This window comes from Pantoea sp. BRR-3P, from assembly GCF_039621635.1.
GTDB classification, from domain to species: domain Bacteria; phylum Pseudomonadota; class Gammaproteobacteria; order Enterobacterales; family Enterobacteriaceae; genus Pantoea; species Pantoea floridensis.
The window spans coordinates 993,627-1,019,630 of sequence record NZ_CP155066.1 but is presented as its reverse complement, the minus strand read 5'-3'; the positions used below and the strand labels follow the sequence as shown (position 1 = coordinate 1,019,630).

Genomic DNA, 26,004 nt, shown 5'->3' with positions numbered 1-26,004 from the left:
CCTCACTTACCGAAGCCGTCAGCCGGTTTGAAGGTATTTTCTACCACCGGTTTGGCATCGGTTTGCGGCACGTGACACTGCAGGCAGAAATAGCGACGCGGCGAGACGGTGCTGCTGACCTGGCCATCGCGATCGGTGAAGTGCGTAGGACTGACGCGCGGCGCACCGGTGGTGAGATAGCTCTGCGTACCGTGGCACTGCAGGCAGCGGTTAACGTTTTTCGTCACCTGATAGCCATCCACGCTATGCGGGATCACCGGCGGCTGGTTCACGTAGTTGAGGGGTTTACGGCTCTGCTCTTTGGGCTGATGAATGGTGCCCTGCTGCGTGGCCGTCACTTCCGGTGACTGATTAAGATCGACGCCGTTATTAGCGTAAACCGTGCCGCCCAGCATCAGGGCGGCCAACGTAACGAATGTGATTAAGGGTTTCATTGCATCCTGCCTTAAATTTTAACCAGCTTGACGGCGCATTTTTTGTAATCGGTCTGCTTCGACAGCGGATCGGTAGCGTCCAGCGTGACGTTATTTGCCAGCACGCCGGCATCGAAGAACGGCATAAACACCAGTCCTTTTGGCGGCTGATTACGACCACGCGTCTCGACGGTAGCAAGGGTTTCACCACGACGTGACATTACGCGCACTTTTTCACCGCGACGGAAATCGCGGTCTTTGGCATCCAGCGGATGCATGTAAAGCAAGGCCTGCGGCACCGCACGATGCAGCTCCGGCACGCGGCGCGTCATGGTGCCGGTGTGCCAATGCTCCAACACGCGACCGGTACAGAACCACAGATCGTACTCATCGTCCGGTGATTCCGCCGGGGCTTCATATGGCAGAGCGAAAATGGTCGCTTTGCCATCCGGCTTACCGTAGAAACGCACGCCTTCGCCGGCTTTAACATAGCTGTCGTAGCCTTCGCGATAGCGCCAGCGCGTCTCTTTGCCATCCACTACCGGCCAGCGCAGACCGCGCGCCTGATGGTAAGCATCGAACGGCGCGAGATCGTGGCCGTGGCCGCGACCAAAGCTGGCATACTCTTCGAACAAACCTTTCTGGATATAGAAACCGAACTCGCGCGCTTCATCATTCAGCTGGTCATCCGCCACTTCGCTCAGCGGGAACTGATTGACCTGGCCGTTGGCGTACAGCACGTCAAACAGCGTTTTATCATGCAGTTCTGGATTCTGCGCGATCAGCGCTTGCGGCCAGACTTCAGCAACCTTGAAACGTTTGGAGAAATTCACCAGCTGCCATAGGTCGGATTTCGCCTCGCCCGGCGCTTTCACCTGCTGATGCCAGAATTGCGTACGACGCTCGGCGTTGCCGTAGGCGCCCTCTTTCTCCACCCACATGGCGGTTGGCAGAATCAGATCGGCTGACAGCGCGCTCACGGTTGGGTAAGGATCGGAGACCACGATAAAGTTGCGCTCATCACGCCAGCCTGGCATACGCTCCTGCGTCAGGTTTGGCCCGGCCTGCATATTATTGTTACACATCACCCAATAAGCGTTGAGCTTGCCATCTTTTAGCGCGCGATCCTGCGCTACCGCATGCAAACCGATTTTGGCCGGTACGGTGCCCTGCGGCAGCTTCCATAATTTCTCCGCCGTGGCGCGGTGTTTGTCATTGTTTACCACCATGTCAGCCGGTAAACGGTGTGAGAAGGTGCCCACCTCACGTGCCGTACCGCACGCCGACGGCTGACCGGTGAGCGAGAATGGACCGGTGCCCGGACGCGAGATTTTGCCGGTTAGCAAGTGCAGGTTGTAACACAGGTTGTTCGCCCACACGCCGCGCGTATGCTGATTGAAGCCCATGGTCCAGTACGACACCACGTTGACTTTCGGATCGGCGTACAGCTCAGCCAGCGCGATCAGCTGATCCTGCTCAACGCCGCTCATGGCACTGGCTTTTTCTACCGTGTACTCCGAGACGAATTTGGCAAACTCATCAAAGCTCATCGGCGTCGATTCGCCGCTGTCGGGATTTTTCGCCGAGGCCTGACGCGGATCGGTTGGACGTAAACCGTAACCGATATCGGTGACGCCTTTACGCAGCGTGACGTGATTCTGCAGGAAGGTCTTATCGACCTTGTTGTTCTGAATAATGTAGTTGGCAATGAAGTTGAGGATCGCCAGATCGCTCTGCGGCGTGAATACCATACCGTTATCAGCCAGCTCGAAGCTGCGATGACGATATGTCGACAAGACCGTGACTTTGACATTGTCACTGCTCAGACGGCGTGCGGTGATGCGCGACCAGAGAATCGGGTGCATCTCCGCCATGTTGGAGCCCCACAGCACGAAAGCATCGGCCTGCTCAATGTCGTCATAGCACCCCATCGGCTCGTCCATGCCGAAGGTGCGCATAAAGCCCACCACCGCCGACGCCATGCAGTGACGCGCATTCGGATCGAGGTTGTTGGTGCGGAAACCGGCTTTCATCAGCTTGGACGCCGCATAGCCTTCCCATACCGTCCACTGGCCAGACCCGAACATGCCGACCGAATCCGGCCCATTGGCTTTCAGCGCCGCTTTGAACTTCTCTTCCATAATATCGAAGGCTTGATCCCAGCTTACCGGGGTGAATTCGCCGTCTTTAGCAAATTTACCGTCGGTCATGCGCAGTAGCGGCTGAGTCAGACGATCTTTTCCGTACATGATCTTCGGCAGAAAATAGCCTTTGATGCAGTTTAATCCACGATTCACTTCTGCCTGCGGGTCGCCCTGTGAGGCCACCACACGTCCATCCTGGGTGCCAACCAGCACGCCACAGCCGGTACCGCAGAAGCGGCACGGTGCTTTTTCCCAGCGAATTGGCGATACCAGCGAGGTCGCGGCTTTAGTGACGGTGGGAATAGTGAGTCCTGCAGCCGTTGCAGCTGCAGCCGCAGCATTGGCCTTCATAAAATCACGACGACTTATGCTCATGATGCTTCCTTACAAGGTTCTTCAATCTCGTCTTGCTGGTGATAAACCAGCGATACCGCCAACACATCAGGAATGTTGCGGCTCTCTTCAATATTACGTAGCAGGGCGGCGCTATCCGCTGCGCCCAGCGTGACAGCCAGCGTGCCGCGTGCCGCATCTTCAGCGGCAATGTCGCTATCGGCAAACGCCAGCAGCGCATCTTTTACGGCAGGTATGGACGCAGGCCGCGCCTGAATCACCAGGCCGCAGACGTGCCAACTTTTTTCATGGTTCATGGTGTAATCCTGTGGCTGAAACCGGGCAAGGCGCAATGCAGGCGCCACAGCCGGTGCAATGCTGCGGCAGGGTTTCAGGCTGTGCGACACCGTTGGGCATCAGGTGGAAACGAATCGCTTGCTGTTCGCAGCTCTCCTGGCAACTGCGGCAGTTGACGCCAAGAAAAGTGATGCAGCGGTTATCAATGCGAATGCGCTGTGAAAAGGGCTCCGTTTCACGGGCATGGAACAGCGGCTGTGGGCAGGCTTCGGCGCAGGCGCCGCAAAAAGTACATTCGCCCTGTCGAAAATCGAGCTGGGGTATTTCTCCGCGGCTAAGCCGGACGATCTGCGTTTCGCAGGCCGTAACGCATTTGCCACAGCCATCACAACCGCGCTCTCCCCGCCACCAGGGTAAAGGGATGCCGTCAGCAGGCGCTACGCGCTGCCCGGTAAAAAGTTCGCGTCGCGACAACGCCATCGGTTCACCTTAAACGGGGAGAAAGAGATGGTGCGTAAAATAGCCTGACATTAATGAGGGCTATATCACCCGAAAGGTGTAAATCCCGACGTCGGATCAAGTGAAGGGGAATTGAAATAAAAACAGGGGCCAAAAGGCCCCCGGAGATGAGAATCGCTAACGTTAACGCGCGTTATCGTCCGCCAGCTTATGCGGTGCATCATCCTGATCGTCAGCATGATGTTCATGCTCTTTCATGGCTTCGGCATTGACGCGTTTACGCACGCCAAACCAGCCAAGGATCAGCACCACGGCAATCAGTGGAATCGAGGCAATGGTGTACGTGCCGTTGGGATAATCGAACGCCATCAGCACTAATACGCTCACAAGAAACAGCAGCGTCAGCCACGAGGTGAACGGCGCCCAGGGCAGCTTGAAGCTGACGTCCTCCGCTTTGCCCTCTTTAATCGCTTTGCGCAGACGCATCTGGCACACCACGATGAAGCCCCACGACGAGATGATGCCGAGTGATGCCACGTTCAGAACGATTTCAAATACCTGTGAAGGGACGTAATAGTTCAGCACCACGCCGATGACGTAGACGGCGATGGTCACCAGGATGCCGGCGAACGGTACCTGCTGCTTACTCATCTTCGACATAAACTGTGGCGCAGAACCGCCCATCGACATGGAGCGCAGAATACGTCCGGTGGAATAGAGGCCCGAGTTCAGACTCGACAGTGCGGCGCTCAGCACCACGATGTTCATCACGCTTCCGATATAAGGCACACCCAGCTTGGAGAAGAACGTTACAAACGGACTTTGCCCCGCCTGGTAGGCATTCCACGGCAGCAGCAGCACCAGCAGCACGACTGAACCGACGTAGAACAGGCCGATACGCCAGATCACGCTGTTGATGGCTTTCGGCAGCATGGTTTTCGGGTCTTTACACTCTCCCGCCGCGGTCCCCACCAGCTCAATTGAGGCGAAAGCGAATACCACGCCCTGCACCAGCACCAGCGCGGGCAGCAAGCCATGCGGGAAGAAGCCGCCGTTATCGGTGATCAGATGGAAACCGGTGGTGTTGCCGTCCAGCGGTTTACCGGTACCGAGGAACACCACACCCACGATCAGGAACACCACGATAGCCAGCACTTTCACCAGTGCGAACCAGAACTCCATCTCGGCAAACCACTTCACGCCGATCATGTTCATGGTACCGACAATCGCCAATGCGCCAAGGGCAAACACCCACTGCGGCACATCGCCAAACGCGCCCCAATAGTGCATATACAGCGCGACCGCGGTGATATCGACGATACCGGTCATTGCCCAGTTTACGAAGTACATCCAGCCTGCCACGTAAGACGCTTTTTCCCCAAGGAATTCACGCGCATAAGAGACAAAACTGCCGCTGGAAGGACGATGCAATACCAACTCGCCCAACGCACGGAGGATAAAGAAGGAGAAGATACCGCACACCAGATAAACCAATGCCAGTGCTGGACCGGCCATTTGCAGGCGCGCGCCAGCACCGAGGAACAGACCGGTACCGATGGCACCGCCGATGGCGATCATCTGTACCTGACGGTTACCCATCGCTTTGTGGTAACCGCTGTCGTGGGAGTTGAGCCAGCGTCTTTTCGCAGCGCGTTGTTCGGCTGCGGTTTTTTTAATTGATTTCATAGCTATCCTGTTTGTCCTGACCATCAATCACCGCCTAACCAAACGATTGCGTATGGCGGTGCGAAATGGGGTAAAACCCGGTGCCACAGCGGCGGAACGATGTCACGTGGCGGGGCGGGAATTTACGGCGATGAATCCTACCCGTTCTGCAAGAACGAAGCAAAAAATACCGCCAGGCTGCACGAGTTGAATTGTAATAATCCGTCGCGGTGCACAAAAAAACCGGCCAGAGGGCTGACCGGTAAAGGGATGGCTACAGGGATAACTACTGGAGGGAATTAACGGTAAATCTCTGCGGTACCGCTCCACAGGCTTGAATCACCTGGGGTTTGCAGGCCAATAACGCGATAGCTGCTGGCACCTTGCTCTTGCGCTTTTTGCGACAGATGGCGCGTTGCATCATCCAGCGAACCGCGCACACCGCTTATAGAAACGGTGCCTGCGCTTTGCAGGTTTTGCGCTTGCGCGGCACTTAACGGCTCAGCCGCCAGCGTCGAGAAACTGGCGGTGGCCAGCAGTGCGGCGGTCAGAATGGCATAACGTGTCTTCATGAGATGCTCCGGTTGTCTTCCATTGGTTAAGCGTTACGAAACTCATTATCACGCAGGGAATGAAAACCAGGTTGAGCATGGGGTAAAGGCGTTTAATAATTCGCCAGCTAAGCGCGGATTATCCAGGGAAAGGTAAAGAGAAATGGTTTTCTCTGCTAAAAGTAACCTGATGTGTCGAAATCAACCTCGCCGTCACTGCGCTGCTGCCCTATAATCCCCCGCTCTTAAAAGGGTTATTATTGTGATTGTGAAACGTCCCGTTACTCGCACTATTGCCCGCGCACTGGGCATGATTGTGCTGCTGTCGCTATTGACCTCCGGACTGGCGCTGATGACGCTCTCCAGCAGCCTGCGCGATGCTGAAGCCGTAAATGTTGCCGGTTCGCTGCGTATGCAGATTTATCGTCTCGCATGGGATAGCGCGCGCGATCCGCAACAATTGGCACATCACATGGCGCTCTACCAGCAAACGCTGGAATCCCCGGCATTACAACATCTGGAACGCCCGTGGGTACCGCTGGAAGTCAGCAGTCGCTATCGTTATCTGCGGGATAGCTGGCCGATGTTGCAACAAACGCTGCAGCCTGAGCGTGCACAAGTTTATCAGCAGCGTGTCGCTGGCTATGTCAGCGAAATCGACCGTTTTGTACTGGCGGTGCAGCATTACGCCGAACTGAAAATGCACCTGGTGGCGGCCAGTAGTTTGTTTGGCTTTTTAGCTATTGTCGCGCTGGCGCTATGGACGATTCGTTTTATTCGCCGCAATGTGGTGCGTCCTCTCAATACGCTAGTGACCGCCAGCCACTCTGTCGAGCAGGCGAATTTCACCTTTCCCGCCCTGCCGGTGGAACAGCCAAATGAACTTGGCGTACTGGCGCAGGCATTTACTACCATGGCGGAACGCCTGCATTCCCACTACCGCCTGCTGGAGTGCGCGGTGCGGGAGAAAACCGAAGATCTCACTCAGGCCAACCGCACGCTGTCACTGTTATATGAAAGCTCACAAATCCTCACCAGTAGTCCACCCAATCCAGAACTGTTTCAGGGTTTGCTACGGCTGGTACAGCGCCGTGAAGCGCTGACGGTGCTGCAAATTACCAGCGAAGGAATTGAGTTTCAGGCGGGTGTGGCGGCGGACGACCTCAGCTGGCAGCGTCTCGCCTTAATGCAGGAAGATCAGACCTTAGGTGAATTGCGCTGGCAAACTCGCCGCGCGCCCCCGGCCGACGAGTTAATGCAGAGCCTGGCGAATATGCTGGCTCGTGCGCTGTGGATCTGGCAGACGCAAAAACAGTATCAACAGATGCTATTAATAGAAGAACGCGCCACCATCGCGCGCGAATTACACGACTCGCTGGCCCAATCGCTCTCCTTCCTGCGCATCCAGCTGGCGCTGCTGCGACGTAATGTTGATGACACTCAGCCCCAGGCGCAGGCGATTATTGCCGATTTTGATCGCGCGTTGTCAGAAGCTTATCAGCAACTGCGCGAGCTGCTCACCACCTTCCGTCTGACTATTGAACAAGCGGATTTGGTTCAGGCGATGCAGGCGATGATCGCACCGCTGCAAGAGCAGTCGCAGGCGGTAATCGAGTTCGATTATCAACCCGGTCTGCAAATGCTCGATGCCCAGCAGCAGGTGCATGTGCTGCAGATTGCACGCGAAGCGCTGCTGAATGCTATTCGCCACGCACAGGCGCAGAATATTCATATTCGCTACCAGCGTGTCGCTGATGAGGACCACCTGCTGACTATTGATGACGATGGCTGCGGCATTCCTAGCCTTGAAGAGCCGCCGGGACATTACGGCCTGACCATCATGGCAGAACGCGCCGCACGGCTTTCCGGTACGCTATCGATCACCCCGCAGACGCAAGGTACGCGCGTCACGCTGCGTTTTCCGCCGCGTCCAGCGCACCGGCTGAGTTAACAATGAGCATGAGATCGCCATGCATGGCGACCCTACAAAATTTGATACTGGAGACATTATGGCCAACCCTTCCCTGACAATTATGATCGTTGACGATCATCCGCTGATGCGCCGCGGTATCCGCCAGCTTCTGGCGCTGGAGCCACGCCTGGAAGTGGTGGCCGAGGCGAATAATGGCACCGAAGCGCTGGCAGAAGCGCGCCGGCTATCACCCGATGTCATCCTGCTGGACCTCAATATGAAAGGCATGTCCGGGCTGGATACGCTGAAAGCCCTGCGTAACGAAGGCATTGCCGCACGCATTTTGATATTAACGGTTTCCGATGCGCGCAATGATATTTACGCCATGGTGGATGCCGGCGCCGACGGTTATCTGCTGAAAGACAGTGAACCTGAGCTGTTGCTGGCGCAGATCATGCGGGGAGCCAAAGGTGAGAATGTATTTAGCGAAACGGTCGCCGACTACCTCACCACGCGCCAGCCAACCTCGAATCCGTTTAAGCAGCTCACCGAACGCGAGCTGGATGTGCTGCAGGAAGTGGCGCGCGGCTTGTCGAACAAAGAGATCGCAACAACCCTGCATATCTCCGAAGAGACGGTAAAAGTGCATATTCGCAATCTGCTGCGCAAGCTGGACGTGCGCTCGCGCGTGGCCGCCACGGTATTGTGGCTGGAGAGCCGTAATGTGTAGCAGCGCACAGAAAGCCGCGACCACATTTACACTTTCTCCTTAATTTATCCACGATTCTCTAATTTGTGCCGCGTAGAGTAGCAGCAGCAGGAGTTTTCTGAGAGAGCACTTTGCACTCCGCCAGCGTGAAGCCATCCTTACTTCGCGCTCAACATAATAAAAGTAAAAAATACGCAGCTGAGGAGTGTCGGTTCCATGTCGAATTTTTTTATCGACCGCCCCATTTTTGCCTGGGTTCTGTCTATTTTGCTCTGCCTGTGCGGCACGCTAGCGATCATCTCGCTGCCGATTGAGCAGTATCCCGATCTCGCGCCGCCTAACGTGCGTATCACCGCGAACTATCCCGGGGCATCGGCGGAGACGCTGGAAAATACCGTCACGCAGGTTATCGAACAGAACATGACCGGTATCGATAACCTGATGTACATGTCCTCGAACAGCAGCAATACCGGCCAGGCTCAAATCACTCTCACCTTTACGGCCGGTACCAATCCCGACGAAGCGCGTCAGCAGGTCCAGAACCAGCTGCAAAGTGCGCTGCGCAAACTACCCGCGGCGGTACAATCACAGGGCGTGACGGTAAATAAAACTGGTGATAGCAACATCCTGATGATTGCCTTTGTCTCGACCGACGGCAGTATGGACAAGCAGGATATTTCAGATTATGTCGCCAGTAACATTCAGGATCCGCTGAGCCGCATTGACGGTGTGGGCCAGGTGGATGCCTACGGTTCGCAATATGCGATGCGTATCTGGCTCGATCCTAACAAGCTGATTGCCTATGCGCTGACGACCGAAGACGTGGTCAGCGCCATTGAATCACAGAACACTCAGGTAGCGGTGGGTCAGGTGGGCGGGTTGCCGTCGGTGGACAAGCAGGCGCTTAACGCCACGGTAAATGCGCAATCGATGCTGCAAACGCCCGAGCAGTTCAAAGCGGTGACGCTGAAAACCAACAGCGATGGCTCAGTGGTAACGCTGGGCGACGTGGCGAACGTGGCGATGGGCGCGGAGAAATATGACTTCCTTAGCCGCTACAATGGCCAGGCGGCTTCCGGGCTTGGTATCAAGCTGGCATCTGGCGCCAACGAGATGAACACCGACAAGCTGGTCCGCGCGCGCATCGCGGAGCTATCACACTACTTCCCGCACGGGCTGGAAGCTAAAGTCGCCTATGAAACCACGCCGTTCGTTAAAGCCTCAATTACGGACGTGGTAAAAACCCTGCTGGAAGCCATCCTGCTGGTGTTCCTGGTGATGTATCTGTTCCTGCAAAATTTCCGCGCTACGCTGATTCCTACCATTGCGGTGCCGGTGGTGCTGCTTGGCACCTTTGCGGTGCTCTACGCCTTTGGCTACAGCATCAATACGCTCACCATGTTCGCCATGGTACTCGCCATCGGCTTGCTGGTGGATGATGCCATCGTGGTGGTGGAAAACGTTGAGCGCATCATGAGCGAAGAAGGCCTTTCACCGCGCGCGGCGACGCGCAAATCGATGGGACAGATTCAGGGTGCGCTGGTGGGCATTGCGCTGGTGCTGTCGGCGGTATTTGTACCGATGGCGTTCTTTGGCGGCACGGTGGGCGCGATCTATCGTCAATTCTCAATCACCATTGTTTCGGCAATGGTGCTGTCGGTATTGGTGGCGATGATTCTCACGCCCGCGCTCTGTTCGACGCTGCTGAAACCGCTGGCGCAGGGCCATCATCATGGCCGCAGCGGCTTCTTCGGCTGGTTCAACCGTACATTCAACGCCAGCGCGGAGCGCTATGAGCGCGGCGTGGCAAAAATTCTACTGAAAGGCGGGCGCTGGCTGTTGCTCTATCTCGCCATTATCGGCGTGATGGCGTTTCTGTTTATTCGCCTGCCAACCTCCTTCCTGCCGCTGGAAGACCGCGGCGTGTTTCTGACGCAGGTGCAATTACCCGCCGGTGCCACTCTGGAGCAAACCTCAGACGTGGTGGCAAAAGTCGAAAATTACTACATGACCAGCGAGAAAGATAACGTGCTCTCGGTGTTCTCAACCATCGGTGCCGGTCCTGGCGGCAACGGACAGAACGTAGCGCGCCTGTTTGTGCGGTTGAAAGATTGGGAAGCACGTCCAGGCAGCGATCGCACCTCTTTCGCGATCATCGAACGGGCAACGAAAGCTTTCCACAAGATTAAAGAAGCGCGCGTGATTGCCAGCAGTCCACCAGCGATTACCGGCATGGGTAGCTCATCGGGCTTCGACATGGAACTGCAGGATCACGGCGGCATCGGGCATACCCAGCTAATGGCGATGCGCGATAAATTGCTGGAGCTGGCGGACAGCAATCCTTCGCTGTCGCGCGTGCGTCACAACGGCCTTGATGACAGTCCACAGTTACAGATTGATGTCGATCAGCGTAAAGCGCAGGCGCTCGGCGTATCGCTGGACACCATCAACGACACCTTAACCACCGCATGGGGTTCAACCTACGTTAATGACTTCCTCGATCGCGGACGCGTTAAGAAGGTTTATGTACAGGCCGCGGCAGAGTTCCGTATGCTGCCGGAAGATGTGAATAAGTGGTATGTGCGCAACAACAGCGGCGGCATGGTGCCCTTCTCGGCCTTCGCCACCAGCCATTGGGAAACCGGTTCGCCGCGTCTGGAACGTTACAACGGATACTCTTCACTGGAGATTGTTGGCGAGGCGGCAAACGGCGTCAGCAGCGGCACGGCGATGGACGTCATGGAAAAACTGGTCGGGCAGTTACCGCTGGGCGTAGGCTTCCAGTGGACTGGCGCATCCTATCAGGAACGCTTGTCCGGCTCGCAGGCGCCGGCGCTCTATGCCATTTCGCTGCTGGTGGTGTTCCTGTGTCTGGCGGCCTTATATGAGAGCTGGTCGATTCCTTTCTCGGTAATGCTGGTGGTGCCGCTCGGCGTCGTGGGCGCACTGGTGGCGACATGGCTGCGCGGACTGGAGAACGACGTTTATTTCCAGGTGGGATTGCTCACCGTTATCGGCCTTTCGGCAAAGAATGCCATTCTGATTGTAGAATTTGCCAATGAGATCAACAGCAAAGGCCGGGAACTGCTGGAATCGACGCTGGAAGCCTCACGTCAACGTCTGCGCCCGATTTTGATGACCTCGCTGGCGTTTATCTTTGGCGTATTGCCGATGGCGATCAGCAGTGGCGCAGGTTCCGGCAGCCAGCACGCGGTGGGTACCGGTGTAATGGGGGGGATGATCTCGGCCACCGTATTGGCCATCTTCTTCGTGCCGCTGTTCTTCGTGGTGGTCCGCCGAAGATTCCCGCTGAAAGAGAAGCCGCACGATTAAGTTTATTAGGTCGTCATAAATGACGCCCCTACGTTCGTGCATACCCCAACCGTAGGGTCGCCATTTTGGCGACCGTTTTAAAGGCCCGTGACGACGCAATAAAAAAGCCGCCATTGCATACATGGCGGCTTTATTGTTGTGTGTGGTAAGAATTACAGCAAGTTGGGAAGTGCCCTGCTTTTCTCTTCACGTGTTACTTACGTAACATCGCTTCGATAAATTCTTTCCAGTTTCCCATTTCAGTGTCGACCATAAAACCCTCTCTTATTGTAGTGGCGATTCTACGCCGATTTTTTCTACAGGTGAATACGCTTCCACCTGTTATCACTATCGGCAAAAGTAAACAAAAGCTGCAATTTTCTGAAATTGCGTACTGACGCACATTTCAGCAACCCGCTAATGCAGCTAGAAAAAAGTGAGTTTTGCATTGAGTAGCACACATTCGCGCTTAAGATAATCCTTAGTGGCCTGATGATGCTGCAGGTGATTATTGAAGGCGTGAATGAAAGCGCTTACTGGATCTAAGTAATAAAATTTATCACCGTAAAATTGTCATGAAAAATCCAGCAATAAAGCGTACAGCCGCCGTCAACGCTCACGGCACTTAGAGCGCTGTGGTAAACTCGCGCTTTATTTTTATCAAAATGGGAATAAGCGATGACAGCGCAGTGGGTGATGTACGGAATTAAAAATTGCGACACGATAAAAAAAGCACGCAACTCTTTAGCATCATCCGGCATCGACTATCGTTTTCATGATTATCGCGTTGATGGCCTTGATGATGCGCTGCTGCAATCTTTTATTGATCAGTTAGGTTATGAAGCGCTACTCAACACGCGGGGCACCACCTGGCGTAAGCTGCCAGAAGCCGAGCGCGCGGCCGTTAACGATGCAGACAGCGCCAAAGCCGTGATGCTCGCCCAGCCGGCCATCATCAAGCGCCCGGTATTGGCGTCGCCGCAGGGCGATCTGCTGGTCGGCTTCAACGATTCCCTTTACCACGCGTTTATCCAGGAGAAGTCATAACATGTTTTGTCCGGTCATTGAGCTGGCTCAGCAGCTTATCCGTCGCCCCTCTCTCAGCCCGGATGATGCCGGTTGCCAGGCGTTGCTGATTGCGCGTCTGGAGGCTATCGGCTTTCGCGTTGAACCGATGCACATTGGCGATACGCTAAACTTTTGGGCAACGCGCGGTCAGGGCGAAACGCTGGCATTTGCGGGTCATACCGATGTGGTGCCGCCAGGCGATGCCAATCGCTGGATCAGCCCGCCGTTCGAACCCAGCATCCGCGACGGCATGCTGTTTGGCCGCGGTGCAGCTGACATGAAGGGCTCGCTGGCGGCGATGGTGGTGGCAGCAGAACGCTTTGTCGCCGCTCATCCTCAGCATAAAGGGCGTCTGGCTTTCCTGATTACCTCGGATGAAGAAGCCAGCGCGGTTAACGGTACGGTAAAAGTGGTTGAGCGTTTAATGGCGCGCAACGAACGCATGGATTACTGCCTGGTCGGCGAGCCGTCAAGCACCGAGATTGTTGGCGACGTGGTGAAAAACGGTCGTCGCGGATCCATGACGGCAAATCTAACCCTTCACGGCGTGCAGGGCCATGTGGCGTATCCGCATCTGGCGGATAATCCGGTACATCGCGCCATGCCCGCGTTGAATGAGTTGGTGGCGACGGTGTGGGATGAAGGTAACGAATTCTTCCCGCCCACCAGCATGCAAATTGCCAATGTACAGGCGGGTACCGGCAGCAATAACGTGATCCCCGGTGAATGCTTTGTGCAGTTTAACTTCCGCTTCAGCACGCAGCTCACCGATCAAATGATTAAAGATCGCGTGGCAGCCTTGCTGGATCGTCACCAGTTACGCTATACGCTGGAGTGGAATGTTTCCGGTCAGCCGTTCCTGACTTCACGCGGTAAGCTGGTTGATGCCGTAGTGAATGCTGTCACGCACTATAATGAGATTAAGCCGCAGTTGCTCACCACCGGCGGCACCTCCGATGGGCGCTTCATCGCCCGCATGGGAGCGCAAGTGGTAGAACTGGGCCCGGTGAATGCCACCATTCATAAGATTAATGAGTGCGTGAAGGCGTCAGATTTGCAGATGTTGAGCCGTATGTACCAGCGCATCATGGAACAGCTGATCGCCTAAGCGCGCAGAAGGAGATAAGGGATGGAATTCTTTAAAGAGTACTGGTGGATCTTGGTGATCCTGCTAATGGTCGGTATTTTGATGAACGTTTACAAAGACCTAAAACGTATCGACCATAAAAAATTCATGGAAAACAAACCGGATTTGCCGCCGCATCGTGATTTTAACGATAAATGGGATGATGAGGACGACTGGCCGAAAAAGAAATAACCACAGTTAAAAGCCATTCTGAAAATGTAGGGTCGCCATTTATGGCGACCGATTCCCGGGGTGCATTAATGCACCCCCTACGTTGCGCGGCTAGATCATCATCACCACATCATCATCGCCAGGCTTAGCGCCGCTCAACGCTTCATCGAAGTAACGACGCGGCACGGTATAGCGCAGGTGATTGAGCGCCAGTTCCATGCTGCGGTCGTCAATCGCGTGTGGCAAGTCTTCAACAATATCCAACGTCACATCGCCGCCTAATAAAATGAGCCGCTGCTTTGCCGCCTCCGCATGCTGTAGCGGAATCTGATCGTCTTCATCGCCATGAATCAAATGGATGGTGTTGCGCGTGGTTGCACGCTGCGGCAGCGTGGCGTAGCGTCCACTAAACACAATGGCTCGCCCTGCCAGATCCGGCTGCGCTTTTATGCCTTCCAGCACCATCATTCCACCTTGCGAAAATCCCACCAGCGCAGTGGCTTCAGCACGAACGCCGCTCTCCTGCTGCCAGTGACGCACCGAGGCAATGAATTCAGGCATTATCGCATCCACGCCCTGCTGCTCCGAACGATCGTGCGGCGGAATTTCGACAAACCATTGCCGACCCTGCGGCGCACTGCCGGCATAGGGCGCACCAACGGAAACCACCAGCGCCTGCGGAAACGCTTTGGCGAACCAGCTGCCAATCTGCGCCATCGAATCAGGGTTATCGTTTACGCCGTGATACAGCAGAAACAGCTGTGCTGCACTGCTCGGCTGCTGAACAATTACATATCGTAGTGCCATAAGATCCTCCTGCAATCACTATACGCCGCTGCTCGCACAGAGATATCGGGAAAATTTGAACGAGATAATGGATTTATTGCAACGAGCGGAGCCGCTGCTGCCAGCGATCTGCGGCTTGTGCATCGTGTTGGATCAGCACCTGCGCAACCTCGCCGCGCAGCTTATGCATCAATGCTTTACGCCCGTTAAGACCGACATATTGCGCGACATCGTGTAGCGTTTGTTTTTGCAGCAGGATGGCATTCAATAGCGGTGAAGGAGAGTGGCGTACCAAACGCTGCAGCGCGGCATAGCTGGCTTCAAACGGTCGCAGTGCCCAGGCAAACCCTGCCAGCAGCCACTCATCATCCTCATTCAGTTGCTGATTGGCATCGCTAGCAATCACCAACGGCAGATCGATAAGATCTTGTAGCCACGGCCAATCACGGGCGAGCCGCTGTGCAGCCTGCTGCTGTAAGGCACTTCCCGCCGGCGTGATCGCCAACATCGCCATGGCGGCATAACAACCGCTGCTGGCTTCGCGCTGCGAACCAATACGTACCAGCGTAAAACCACAGGCGCGCCAGAACTGCCACAGCGCCTCAGTGTAGCCAAAGCTCACGGAAAGGTAGTCATAATCCTGTGCCTGCTGCCGTGCGGTAGCCACCAGGGTTTTGCCGATTCCGCGCTGGCGCTTGGCCGCCTGGACCGCAATTCGGCTAATACGCAGTGAGCGCAATGTTGCTGCCGCAGCGAACCCGGCATGTGCCGCTAGCGACTGTGCCACCAGATTACCGCGCGGCCGACGGTAACCCGCCCATACTGCATCGGCAAGCGGCTGCGCTAAACCGCCCTCCTCCACCAGCCACAGCGCGCCGGTGATGTGTTCAGCTTCGCCGGCTAACCAAAAGCGCATGCCGGGCGCATCCAGCATCCGACGCAAATCCAGCGGTGAAGTACGATAGTGCGCGCTGGCAAGCAGGCGATAACCCGCCTCCAGCGCCGGTAAATTGTGTTGTGGCGTGGCTGGATAAATCGCGATTTCAGCGTTTACGCGGTTTTCCTGCGCATCTTCAAACAGCAGCGCCTGGCTGAGCCACTGCTCCAGCGGATCGTTGGGCGACCAGCGCAACGGCTCGTCGAGCTGGAAGTAGCGCACATCGGGCAACGTGGCGCAGAAACGCAGCATAAAACCGCGCCCGGTGCCTTCATAACCTTGCACGGTGGTGGTGAGCAGTACGCGTGGAAAGCGTTGCACCAGCTGCTGCAACAGTGGCGCAGGGATCGCGGCCGCTTCATCAACAATCAGCCATTGCGCCAGTGGAGGCGATTCCAGTGCGAGGATGGCATCCGGCGCCATAAAACGGAAATGCTCACCGGCAAACGCAGCTAGCACGTCGGTTGAAACTTTGGCTGGCGCGGTAACTAAGGCGTGCTGATTGTGCTGCGCCAGCATGCCGGCTAGCGCTGATTTACCACGACCGCGCGCGGCGGTAATCACCGCAACGCCTTTGGGCATTGCTGAGAGCTGTTGCAGCATCTGTGCCTGCTGCTGCGGTGCCTGACAGCGCCACGCCGGCCAATCTATCCCGGCGGCCTGGCGCACGGCCTGATGTTGACGCAGTAACATCACCTGCGGATCGCGCAGCATAAGCGATTGCAGATGCTGGATGAAATGCGGTGTGGCGATGGGCTCTGCGACATCAGCCCAGCGCAGGCTGTCAGCATCAGGTTGATTCGGCCAGCTTTCCCACGCGGGCGTCAGCAGCAACAGCCAGCTGCCCGCACGCAAGGTGCCCGCCAGCGCCGCAAAGGCTTCGGCATGGAAACCGTCACGCGCATCAAAGATTGCATGCTGGAATTCACGCCCTAACAAAGTACGCAGTGCGGTGGGCGCAACGGCGTCTGGAAACTCATGGCTGTCGCTGAGCGTGAGCCAGTCACCGGGTAGCTCTGCGCGCCAGCGGGCGGCTTGCTGCCATACCCAATCGGCATCGCCGCCGATCGCGCCCAGGCGACGAATGCCCGCACGCTGCATTGCCGCCGTCACGTCAACTAAAGACATCAGTTGCTAGCGAAGGTGTTGCACTGGCCCGGATCGCCACTATCGAAACCGCGCTTCAGCCAGGTGTAACGCTGCTGCGAGGTGCCATGAGTGAAGCTATCCGGCACCACGCGGCCCTGCCCTTTCTGCTGCAGGCGATCGTCGCCAATCGCTTCAGCGGCATTCAGCGCTTCCTGCAAATCGCCCACTTCTAAGATGTTCTGCTGCTGCATGTAATGGCCCCAGACGCCGGCGAAGCAGTCAGCCTGCAACTCCATTTTCACCGACAGCTGATTTGCCTGCACCTGGCTCGCGCCCTGCTGCATCTGGCGAACTTTAGGCTCAATGCCCAACAGTTTTTGTACGTGATGGCCGACTTCATGAGCAATGACATAGCCCTGAGCAAAATCGCCGCCGGCACCCAGTTTGGTTTTCATATCATCGTAAAACGACAAGTCGATATAGACGGTTTGGTCGGCTGGACAGTAAAACGGTCCCATCGCCGATTGGCCGGTACCACAATTAGTACGCGTCGCACCGCGGTACATCACCAGCTTCGGCGGCACGTACTGTTTATTCATCTGCTGGAACAGCTTGCTCCAGGTATCCTCAGTCGTCGCCAGAATTACCGAGGTGAATTTGGCATCTTCATTACTTTGCGCCGAGTTCACCTGACGCTGCTGCGATGTGGGTGCGACACTGCCACCGCCTTCCAGCAACGCGGTAAGATCGTAACCGTAATAGCCCGCCACGGCGACTACCACCAGTAAAATCAGGCCGCCTTTGCCGCGTGGAATGCGGATTTGCCGCCCACCGCCGCTGCCAAAGCCGGGTGAGTCATTGCGTCGATCTTCTACGTTGTCGCTCTCACGACGCCCTTGCCAGCGCATGGTCTAACTCCTTTAAACATGTTTGGCATGATTTTAGTTGGCGTCAGCGGGAAGCACCAGTGTTGTAGTCACATAACACCGTAGGGTCGTCATTAATGACGACCTGTATTGCGGACATAAAAAAGGTCGTCATAAATGACGACCTTACAAGCTTGATGGATGGACTTAATCCAGCTTCACACCCAAACGCTGGGCGACTTCTTCGTAGGCTTCAACCAGCCCACCGAGGCTCTGGCGGAAACGGTCTTTATCCATTTTGTCCAGGGTGTTTTTATCCCACAGACGCGCGCCGTCTGGCGAGAACTCATCGCCGAGCACCACTTCGCCGTTGAACAGGCCAAATTCCAGCTTGAAGTCGACCAGGATTAAGCCCGCGTCATCAAACAGCTTGCTCAGCACATCGTTGGCTTTAAAGGTCAGCTCTTGCATTCGCGCCAGGTTGGCTTTGCTGACCCAGCCGAAGGTTTCGCAATAGGATTCGTTGACCATCGGGTCGTGTTTAGCGTCATCTTTCAGGAAGAGATCAAACAGCGGTGGATTGAGCACAATGCCCTCCTCCACGCCCAGACGTTTTACCAGCGATCCTGCCGCACGGTTGCGTACCACGCACTCGACCGGCACCATCTCTAGCTTTTTCACCAGCGCTTCGTTATCTGACAGCAGCGCTTCCATCTGGGTAGGAATGCCCGCTTCCTGCAATTTGGTCATGATGAAATGGTTAAACTTGTTATTGACCATTCCTTTGCGATCAAACTGCTCGATTCGTGCACCGTCTCCTGCTGACGTATCGTTGCGGAATTCAAGTACCAGCAGATCCGGATTATCGGTGCTGTATACGGTTTTCGCTTTACCGCGATACAACTCAGCTCGCTTTTGCATCTTGTTAACTCCAAACATGAAAGAACCCGTGTTCAGCGGTGCTTCACCGCGCGCCGACTGCGTGACGCAATCGTTTACTTCGCCGGGCGCTATTATACACAAAATAATTCGAGATGCAGGAAGGCGGCAAACGAATGACAATTCCAAAACAAAAAGGCCGGAGAATCTCCGGCCCTTTGGCAATTTATTTCAACGCGCCTTGAATCACTTGCACCAGCGCATCGTTCTGCGTCTGGGTTAGCACATGACCTTTTGGATCGATGAACTGCAGACTGCTGCGGTTATCCAGATCGCCAACTTGCAATTTGTAATCGCCGTTCGGTAATTCCGGATCTTTGGCGCCAATTTCATCCCACACGCCGCTGCCCGGCTGCTTGTAGGTGACTTTCAGGCTACCTTGCGAACGGTTGTCATCAGTGACTTCCATCCCCACGCGTTTTAGCGCTGCTGGCAAACGCTGCCAGGTGACGTTAAACGGTGCACGCAGAATCAGCAGCGGTAAACCGGTGTCATCCGCACCGCTCTGGACGTCAATCTGTCCGGTCGCGCGGTTTGCGGCCGCATCCTGGCTGGCAGAATCCACTTTATCCAGGCCGGTGCTGATGTCGTTCAACATCTGGCCGGTATAGCGTTGGATTTGCGCCGGAGACGTTACGGCCTGTCCTGACTGCTGCAGCTCAAGCAGACGTACCGTCAGCACTTGCTGGTAGCTTTGATTCTGTACGCTGATCTGGTAGCGACCGCGATACTGGTTATCTTCGTCTGCACGGTTCCACTGCACCCAATCGGTGGTCAGCTGCTGTGAAGCATCATCACGCTGGGCAATCGGGAATTTGTAAGACTGAATAACGCCAACAACCTGTGACCAGATAGAACCCCGGCTGCTTTCGATAGCCAGCACGCCGGTGTTACCGGTGAACTGCGCACGCGTACCGTTCAGCAGCGCCAGCGGCTGGGCAGGTGGACGAATATCGAGCTCTTTACCTACCGCGCCTTTTGCCACGCTATGCGGAACATCGTAATCACCATTCTGCAGCGGCAGAATCATGCCCGCCGGGGCTTTTAAATCATGCAGTTCCGGCGCCTGCAGGTAAGACTCATCACCACTGACCTGGCGCTTATAACGCTGATCGTTGGAACACGCTGTTAGCAGCATCAGGGTGGAAAGGCCCACAACCGTTGCCAGCGTCGAGCGCTTAACTGAATAACTCATTGATTCTCCCTAAATTATCGCAGACCCGCTTTAATCAGCGCTTGAGCCGTTTTTGTCTGACCGGCATCGGTCAGAGGCGTCATTGGCAAGCGCAGCGTGTCATCCGCGATTAATCCTAGCTGTTTTGCTGCCCATTTCACCGGGATTGGATTGGGTTCACAGAAAAGCGTCTGGTGCAGATGCATCAGACGCTGATTCAGGCGACGCGCTTCGGCGAATTTGCCCTGTTGCGCCAAGGCACAGAGTTCTACCATTTCACGCGCTGCAATGTTAGCCGTGACCGAAATTACGCCTTTGCCGCCCAGTTGCATTGAGTCCAGCGCCGTGGCGTCATCGCCACTGACGATGATGAACTCATCATTAACCAGCTCTTGGATCTGTGAGATACGCGATAAGTTCCCGGTGGCCTCTTTGATTCCGATAATATTTTTTATTTCGGCCAAACGCGCGACGGTTTCCGGCAGCATGTCGCAACCGGTACGCGAAGGAACGTTATACAGCATCTGCGGCAGATCGGTACTTTCGGCAATGGCTTTAAAGTGCTGGAACAGCCCTTCCTGAGTGGGACGGTTGTAGTAAGGCGTTACTGTCAAACAGCCCACCACACCGCTGCCGGTAAAGCGTTTTGTCAGAGAGATGCCTTCGGCTGTGGCATTAGCGCCGGTGCCTGCGATAACCGGAATACGGCCATCCGCCAGTTCCAGCGTTTGCATAACAACATCACCATGCTCTTCATGGCTCAGCGTGGCAGATTCGCCGGTAGTGCCAACAGAAACAATCGCCGCGGTGCCGCTGGCAACATGATAATCAATCAGTTTTTTTAGACTTTCGCGGCAGACATTACCTTTTTCATTCATTGGCGTAATGAGCGCAACAATACTTCCGGTGAACATGGGCTATCCCCTCGACAAACAAGTGCCTCATGTTACGTTTTACATTGAAAGAAAAGCAAGTGAGCCACGCCATTCCTGCCCTTGTCAGCAGTTTTTTTTATGTTTACCTTATGGTTATTAGCGAACGTACAGGAAATGCCATTTTGCCGCAGTCACAGCCTCACCATCTGGTGATCACCGCGTTGGGCGTTGATCGTCCAGGTATCGTCAATACCATCACCCGCCACGTCAGCAGCTGCGGCTGTAATATTGAAGACAGCCGCCTGGCAATGCTGGGTGATGAGTTCACCTTTATTATGCTGTTATCCGGTAGCTGGAATGCGATAACCCTGATTGAATCAACGCTGCCGATGAAAGGTGCCGAACTGGAGCTGCTGATTGTGATGAAGCGCACCAATGCGCGCGCCACGCCACCGATGCCGGCAACAGTTTGGGTGCAGGTTGAAGTGCCCGATTCACCGCATATTATTGAGCGTTTCACCGATTTGTTCGATAAACACCAGATGAATATCGCCGAACTGGTTTCGCGGATTAAACCGGCACAGGACGACGTGGCGCCTACGCTCTATATTCAGATGACGGCGCACAGCCCGGCAAATCCCGTCAGCGCGCCAATTGAGCAGGCGTTTAATCAGCTGTGTGAAGAACTGCATGCACAAGGCTCAATTCGTCTTTATAGTGTCACCGACGATGCAGACAGCAGCGTTTAATCAGGCTCCGGGTTATTTCGCCACACACTCTGCCGTCATACGCAAACCGTGTAGTGAAATAACCCTGACGGTAAACCCCATCTGGCACTTTCGCTCTTGATGGTGTATTACCCACAGCATGTCGAAAAAATGGAGAGTTGTGATGAATCCACTGAAAGCCGGTGATACTGCACCGAAATTTAGCTTGCCCGATCAGGACGGCGAACAAGTAAATTTGGCCGACTTCCAGGGACAGCGTGTTCTGGTCTATTTCTATCCGAAAGCCATGACGCCGGGTTGCACCGTGCAGGCCTGCGGTCTGCGCGACAACATGGATGAGTTGAAAACGGAGGGTGTCACGGTACTGGGCATCAGCACCGATAAAGCCGAGAAACTGTCGCGCTTTGCCGATAAAGAGATGCTGAATTTCACGCTGCTATCCGATGAAGATCATCAGGTGTGCGAGCAGTTTGGCGTGTGGGGTGAGAAAACCTTTATGGGTAAAACCTATGACGGCATTCACCGCATCAGCTTCCTGATCGATGGCGAAGGCAAGGTCGAGAAAGTGTTCGACGATTTCAAAACCGCTAACCACCACGATATCGTGCTGGATTATTTGAAATCAGCCTAAAGAAAACGGGTGCGACTATCGCACCCGTTTTCTGTCACTCCGCGTGTGGCGCGTCCAGCGCTGGCGTTTCAGGCCACGCACGCACCACGGCCTTCACCAGCGTTGCCAACGGAATCGCAAAGAACACGCCCCAGAATCCCCACATTCCGCCAAAAATCACCACGGACAGAATGATCACCAGCGGATGCAAATTAACCGCTTCAGAGAACAGAATCGGCACCAGAATATTGCCATCCAGCGCCTGAATCACCAGATAGATGGCGATCATCGTCCAGAAATCGCTGCCTAATCCCCACTGGAACAAGCCGACGCCGATCACGGGAAGGGTGACGACCATCGCACCGATATAAGGAATCAACACCGAAACGCCTACCAGCACCGCCAGCAACAGGGAATAGTTAAGTCCTAGCATCAGGAAGGCCAGCCAGGTGACAAACCCCACCGCCACCATTTCCAGAACTTTGCCGCGGATGTAGTTGGTGATTTGCTGATTCATCTCTTGCCATACCACGCCCGCCAGACCGCGATTGCGCGGCAGCACGCGACGCACCGCGTTCAGCATCTGCTCTTTATCTTTCAGCAGAAAGAACACCATTAGCGGTACCAGCACCAGATAGATCATCAGCGTCATCAATCCCACCAGCGACGCCAGCGAATACTTCACCAGCGAATCGCCCAGCCCCGTTAAACGGCTGCGCAGGTTTTCAACGATAATATCAATGATGCCGGCATCAACCAGCGCCGGATAGCGCTTCGGCAAGCCGGCAGCAAATACGTAGAGTTTATTCAGCATATTAGGTAAATCACGCGTGAGATTAATACCCTGCTGCCAGGCCACGGGGGCGACAATCAACACCATGACCAACAAAATGCCCGCAAACATCACTAACACCACGCTGGTTGCCCAGGTGCGGCTACAGCCTACCCGCTGTAAACGTACCGTTGGCCACTCAAGCAGATACGCCAGTACTAATGCCACCAGCAGCGGTGCCAGCAAGCCGCTGAAGAAGAACAAAATACAAAACGCCGCCAGCAGAATCACTAACAGGCCAATGGCTTGCGGATCACTGAAGCGGCGTTTGTACCATTGATAAAGCAGAACGAGCATGCAAAACATCCTTGAAAACAGAAGAGCGCACATTCTGTAGCGGCGCGATAGATCACGCAATAAATTGCGCCGCTGCACAACGTGCATGAAAGGGAGGGTTAATGGGTAATGCTACTGACCAACGCATCCTGGCCGGAGATCATCACGCAGTTTCGTCCGGCGTTTTTTGCTTGATAGAGCGCGGCATCGGCCTGCTTCAGGCTCTGCTCCTGCGTTCCCTCATCAGGCTGCCAATCGGCAATGCCCACCGATAGCGTGACATTGCCCACATCGTCAATCCAGTTTTCCGCGATACTGGTGCGCACACGTTCGGCCAGTATACGTGCATCCTCCACTGATGTGGCCGGCAGCAGCATCAGGAATTCCTCCCCGCCGTTGCGACACACCACATCGGTTTGACGGGCACAGTTACGCAGAGTTCGCGCGACATGCTTGATGACCTCATCACCGACATCATGGCCAAAGGTATCGTTAACCCGCTTGAAGTGATCGATATCCAGCGCCAGCACCGAAAAAGGCTGGCGCATGGTGGCGAAGTAGTCGAGCACCGCGCTCAGGCCACGCCGATTAAGCAGATTGGTCATGGGATCGGTTTGCACTTCGGATTTCAGCCGGCCAATCTTGTCCTGTACTAAGCCAATGCCGGTGAGCAGCGCGCGTTTCACCTGCGCCGCTTCAAAATACCAGGCGCGAATGCCACGAATCTCGCTCGATACGCCCTGTGAATCCATTTGGCTGGCTTTCCGCGCCAATTGCCAAAGCGGCAGCGCAATCAATCGCGCCAGAATCACCGCCACCAACAGGGTCAGCAGCGCAAATGGCACCGAGTTTTTCAATACTTTCAATAACAAACCCGAGAGCGGCGCCAGCGTAACATGGGTCGGCTTCAATGCCACCACCATCCAACCGGTCGTGGGGACGATGGCGTAGCCGGCAAGTTTGGGCACATCCCCTTCGGTCAGCTGCACTTCCCCGTTGGTGTGCTCCTGACGCTGGCGATCGCTAATGATGCCAGGCACACTTTTGCCAATCAGCTGGCTATTCTGGTGATAGAGCACCTGATTATTGCGGTCCAACACGTAAACATGGGTGCCATCGCGATAGTACTGCTCGCCGAGCAGCGCGTTCAGAATGCTTTTCTTTTTCAGATAAATGGTGCCACCAACATAGCCTCGATAGCGGCCGTCTTTGCTGATGATCGGCCAGGAGACAAAGACAATCAGGTTATTGGCGGCGGAGATGCTGGGCTTACTTACCATCGGCTGACGCTTTGCTAGCGCTTCACGCGATGACTGGCTGGTCAATTGCATGCCTTTCAGCATCAGTGATTCCGGCGAAATCGCTTTCACAATCCCATTACTGTCCACTACCGCAACCGAGTTAAAGCTGTTGGTTTGCTCACGCAGGCGGTTCACTTCCTGCTGCGCCAGATCGGCATTATCAAAATCATTGCCCAACTGCGTCGCGCTGTAGTGCAGCTGCGACTGAGCCAGCTGAAAGAAGACTTCGGTCGTGGCTGCCAGTTTAGCGGCGTAAGCGCGATTGGCTTCCAAAGTACTTTCGATTAGGACCATACGCTGCACGCGCCAGGTGGCGTACAAGGTGTTGGCCAGCGTGATCACGATGCTGGTAATCGCTAAGAGCGCGATCAGGGTTCGCAGGTCTGTTTTTGGCCGGAGACGCGCTAACATAACGCCCCCGCTCTAATGAGTAGATTCATAAATTCGAGTGCCTGACAGTCTTGTTATTGTTGGAATACTTTGTCCTGGTGAAGGAACGGGCAATTGTACACCGACAAGCCAGATTGAGCACGACGCATCCTGGCAGACCCACGCAATTCTTTCTCTAGGCTGGAACTAATCAATCAGGCCATTCGCATCGTAAAACGGCCATGGTCCCGGATATTCCCCAATGGCACACAGATGCGTACTCATGCCCTGCGTTGCATGCCAGCGATGTAACAAGAATCCGGGCGGCTCCAGCACAAAGTTTGCCGGGCCATTTTCCGCGAGATCAAATGCCACCTGATGCGATACGCCAGGCGCAACGCACGCCAGCGTCCCGGCAAAACGCGCCTGTACCGAACGATGCAAATGGCCGCTGAGCACGCGCTCCACCTGTGGATGGCGTTGGATAATCGCCGCCAGTGCATCGGGATTGCGCAGCGGCTGTTTATCCATATGCTCAATACCACAGGCAAAGGGCGGATGATGCAACAGCACCAGCGTCGGCAGCTGCGGCGCACGCTGCAGCTGCTCATCCAGCCACTGCAGCTGCGTTTCATCGACATAGCCCCACGGCTGCTGCGGCACGCTGGAATCCAGCGCCAGCAGCTGCACGCCTTTTACTTGCCCTTGCCAGTTCAGCGTTTCACCGCGTTGCAGATAGTGATGATCGGGAAACGCCGCCCGCAGGGCCTGGCGATCGTCGTGATTGCCGGGCATCAACCGATACGGCAACTGCAGCTGACCCAGCGCCAGACGCAGGGTTTGATACTCTTCCGCCGTGCCAAAATCGACCAAATCACCGGTAATCACCACCATATCAGGGTGCGGCGCAAGGCGATTCAGTGTCTCAATCACGCGTAGCAGCGCGGCCTGGGTATCCACTTTTTTGTACGACAGGCGACCGTTCGCCTTAATGTGTAAATCGCTGATTTGCGCGATCAGCGTCATGGCTTCAGACACAACTCTTTTCCTCTGGATATTTGA

General features: G+C 55.4%; 23 protein-coding genes. 8 read left to right on the top strand and 15 right to left on the bottom strand.

The genetic code is table 11. The features are described from left to right. Positions 1-2: 2 nt before the first annotated feature. The 6 genes from napB to AAGR08_RS04610 form a co-directional block, all read right to left on the bottom strand. The gene (gene napB, locus AAGR08_RS04635; protein ID WP_097096482.1) at positions 3-434 is read right to left on the bottom strand and encodes a nitrate reductase cytochrome c-type subunit; all 432 of its coding nucleotides are present in this window, start codon (positions 432-434) and stop codon (positions 3-5) included. A gap of 11 nt (positions 435-445) precedes the next feature. Next, positions 446-2,932, bottom strand: coding sequence for a nitrate reductase catalytic subunit NapA (gene napA, locus AAGR08_RS04630; protein ID WP_345828778.1), 2,487 nt, complete (start codon positions 2,930-2,932; stop codon positions 446-448). Next, the gene (locus AAGR08_RS04625; protein WP_345828777.1) at positions 2,929-3,207 is read right to left on the bottom strand and encodes a chaperone NapD; all 279 of its coding nucleotides are present in this window, start codon (positions 3,205-3,207) and stop codon (positions 2,929-2,931) included. The genes napA and AAGR08_RS04625 overlap by 4 nt, the downstream gene beginning before the upstream one ends. After that, positions 3,197-3,667 carry a ferredoxin-type protein NapF gene (napF, locus tag AAGR08_RS04620; protein WP_345828775.1) on the bottom strand — a complete coding sequence of 157 codons (471 nt, stop codon included), beginning with the start codon at positions 3,665-3,667 and terminating at the stop codon, positions 3,197-3,199. The genes AAGR08_RS04625 and napF overlap by 11 nt, the downstream gene beginning before the upstream one ends. A gap of 162 nt (positions 3,668-3,829) precedes the next feature. Beyond that, positions 3,830-5,332 carry an L-asparagine permease gene (gene ansP, locus AAGR08_RS04615; protein WP_097096478.1) on the bottom strand — a complete coding sequence of 501 codons (1,503 nt, stop codon included), beginning with the start codon at positions 5,330-5,332 and terminating at the stop codon, positions 3,830-3,832. 278 nt (positions 5,333-5,610) lie between these two features. Next, positions 5,611-5,883 (bottom strand): YdgH/BhsA/McbA-like domain containing protein, encoded by a 273-nt coding sequence (locus tag AAGR08_RS04610; RefSeq protein WP_097096477.1) that lies wholly within the window; start codon positions 5,881-5,883, stop codon positions 5,611-5,613. Positions 5,884-6,124: 241 nt separating this feature from the next. On the opposite strand from AAGR08_RS04610, the gene narQ reads away from it, so the two are divergent. From narQ to AAGR08_RS04580, 6 genes are all read left to right on the top strand, one after another. Continuing rightward, positions 6,125-7,813, top strand: a complete 1,689-nt coding sequence (gene narQ / locus AAGR08_RS04605) for a nitrate/nitrite two-component system sensor histidine kinase NarQ (protein ID WP_345828773.1) — start codon at positions 6,125-6,127, stop codon at positions 7,811-7,813. A gap of 58 nt (positions 7,814-7,871) precedes the next feature. Beyond that, on the top strand, positions 7,872-8,504 hold the full coding sequence (locus tag AAGR08_RS04600) for a response regulator (RefSeq protein WP_097096475.1): 633 nt from the start codon (positions 7,872-7,874) through the stop codon (positions 8,502-8,504). A 195-nt stretch (positions 8,505-8,699) separates the two neighbouring features. Next, positions 8,700-11,816 carry a multidrug efflux RND transporter permease AcrD gene (gene acrD, locus AAGR08_RS04595; protein WP_097096474.1) on the top strand — a complete coding sequence of 1,039 codons (3,117 nt, stop codon included), beginning with the start codon at positions 8,700-8,702 and terminating at the stop codon, positions 11,814-11,816. A gap of 657 nt (positions 11,817-12,473) precedes the next feature. Next, on the top strand, positions 12,474-12,842 hold the full coding sequence (locus tag AAGR08_RS04590) for an ArsC family reductase (RefSeq protein WP_097096473.1): 369 nt from the start codon (positions 12,474-12,476) through the stop codon (positions 12,840-12,842). Position 12,843: 1 nt separating this feature from the next. Then, positions 12,844-13,971 (top strand): succinyl-diaminopimelate desuccinylase, encoded by a 1,128-nt coding sequence (dapE, locus tag AAGR08_RS04585; protein ID WP_345828771.1) that lies wholly within the window; start codon positions 12,844-12,846, stop codon positions 13,969-13,971. Positions 13,972-13,992: 21 nt separating this feature from the next. Then, positions 13,993-14,181: a YpfN family protein gene (locus AAGR08_RS04580; protein ID WP_097096471.1), complete on the top strand. Its 189-nt coding sequence runs from the start codon at positions 13,993-13,995 to the stop codon at positions 14,179-14,181. A gap of 90 nt (positions 14,182-14,271) precedes the next feature. Here AAGR08_RS04580 and ypfH read toward each other — a convergent pair whose 3' ends face one another. From ypfH to dapA, 6 genes are all read right to left on the bottom strand, one after another. Continuing rightward, positions 14,272-14,967 (bottom strand): esterase, encoded by a 696-nt coding sequence (gene ypfH / locus AAGR08_RS04575; protein WP_097096470.1) that lies wholly within the window; start codon positions 14,965-14,967, stop codon positions 14,272-14,274. A 73-nt stretch (positions 14,968-15,040) separates the two neighbouring features. Then, positions 15,041-17,011: a GNAT family N-acetyltransferase gene (locus tag AAGR08_RS04570; protein ID WP_097096469.1), complete on the bottom strand. Its 1,971-nt coding sequence runs from the start codon at positions 17,009-17,011 to the stop codon at positions 15,041-15,043. Beyond that, the gene (locus tag AAGR08_RS04565; RefSeq protein ID WP_097096468.1) at positions 17,011-17,880 is read right to left on the bottom strand and encodes a neutral zinc metallopeptidase; all 870 of its coding nucleotides are present in this window, start codon (positions 17,878-17,880) and stop codon (positions 17,011-17,013) included. Before AAGR08_RS04565 ends, AAGR08_RS04570 begins: the two co-directional genes overlap by 1 nt. A 165-nt stretch (positions 17,881-18,045) precedes the next feature. Continuing rightward, complete coding sequence (gene purC / locus AAGR08_RS04560; protein WP_097097668.1) at positions 18,046-18,759, bottom strand: phosphoribosylaminoimidazolesuccinocarboxamide synthase; 714 nt, start codon at positions 18,757-18,759, stop codon at positions 18,046-18,048. Between the two features lie 184 nt (positions 18,760-18,943). Beyond that, positions 18,944-19,972, bottom strand: a complete 1,029-nt coding sequence (gene bamC, locus AAGR08_RS04555) for an outer membrane protein assembly factor BamC (RefSeq protein WP_097096467.1) — start codon at positions 19,970-19,972, stop codon at positions 18,944-18,946. A gap of 14 nt (positions 19,973-19,986) precedes the next feature. Continuing rightward, positions 19,987-20,865 (bottom strand): 4-hydroxy-tetrahydrodipicolinate synthase, encoded by an 879-nt coding sequence (gene dapA / locus AAGR08_RS04550; RefSeq protein WP_345828766.1) that lies wholly within the window; start codon positions 20,863-20,865, stop codon positions 19,987-19,989. A 143-nt stretch (positions 20,866-21,008) separates the two neighbouring features. Here dapA and AAGR08_RS04545 point away from each other — a divergent pair, with 143 nt between their 5' ends. Both AAGR08_RS04545 and bcp read left to right on the top strand, forming a co-directional pair. Next, positions 21,009-21,575: a glycine cleavage system transcriptional repressor gene (locus tag AAGR08_RS04545; RefSeq protein ID WP_097097667.1), complete on the top strand. Its 567-nt coding sequence runs from the start codon at positions 21,009-21,011 to the stop codon at positions 21,573-21,575. 142 nt (positions 21,576-21,717) lie between these two features. Further along, positions 21,718-22,185, top strand: coding sequence for a thioredoxin-dependent thiol peroxidase (gene bcp / locus AAGR08_RS04540; RefSeq protein ID WP_097096465.1), 468 nt, complete (start codon positions 21,718-21,720; stop codon positions 22,183-22,185). A 34-nt stretch (positions 22,186-22,219) separates the two neighbouring features. On the opposite strand, the gene AAGR08_RS04535 is transcribed toward bcp, so the two are convergent. The 3 genes from AAGR08_RS04535 to AAGR08_RS04525 all read right to left on the bottom strand — a co-directional run bounded on the left by AAGR08_RS04535 (position 22,220) and on the right by AAGR08_RS04525 (position 25,980). Further along, entirely contained in the window at positions 22,220-23,293 is a 1,074-nt protein-coding gene (locus AAGR08_RS04535; RefSeq protein ID WP_097096464.1) for an AI-2E family transporter, read from the bottom strand. A gap of 98 nt (positions 23,294-23,391) precedes the next feature. Then, positions 23,392-24,984 carry a sensor domain-containing diguanylate cyclase gene (locus AAGR08_RS04530; protein WP_345828764.1) on the bottom strand — a complete coding sequence of 531 codons (1,593 nt, stop codon included), beginning with the start codon at positions 24,982-24,984 and terminating at the stop codon, positions 23,392-23,394. A 165-nt stretch (positions 24,985-25,149) separates the two neighbouring features. Further along, a complete protein-coding gene (locus AAGR08_RS04525) occupies positions 25,150-25,980 on the bottom strand; it encodes a phosphodiesterase (RefSeq protein WP_345828762.1) in 831 nt (276 codons plus the stop codon). Positions 25,981-26,004: the final 24 nt, after the last annotated feature.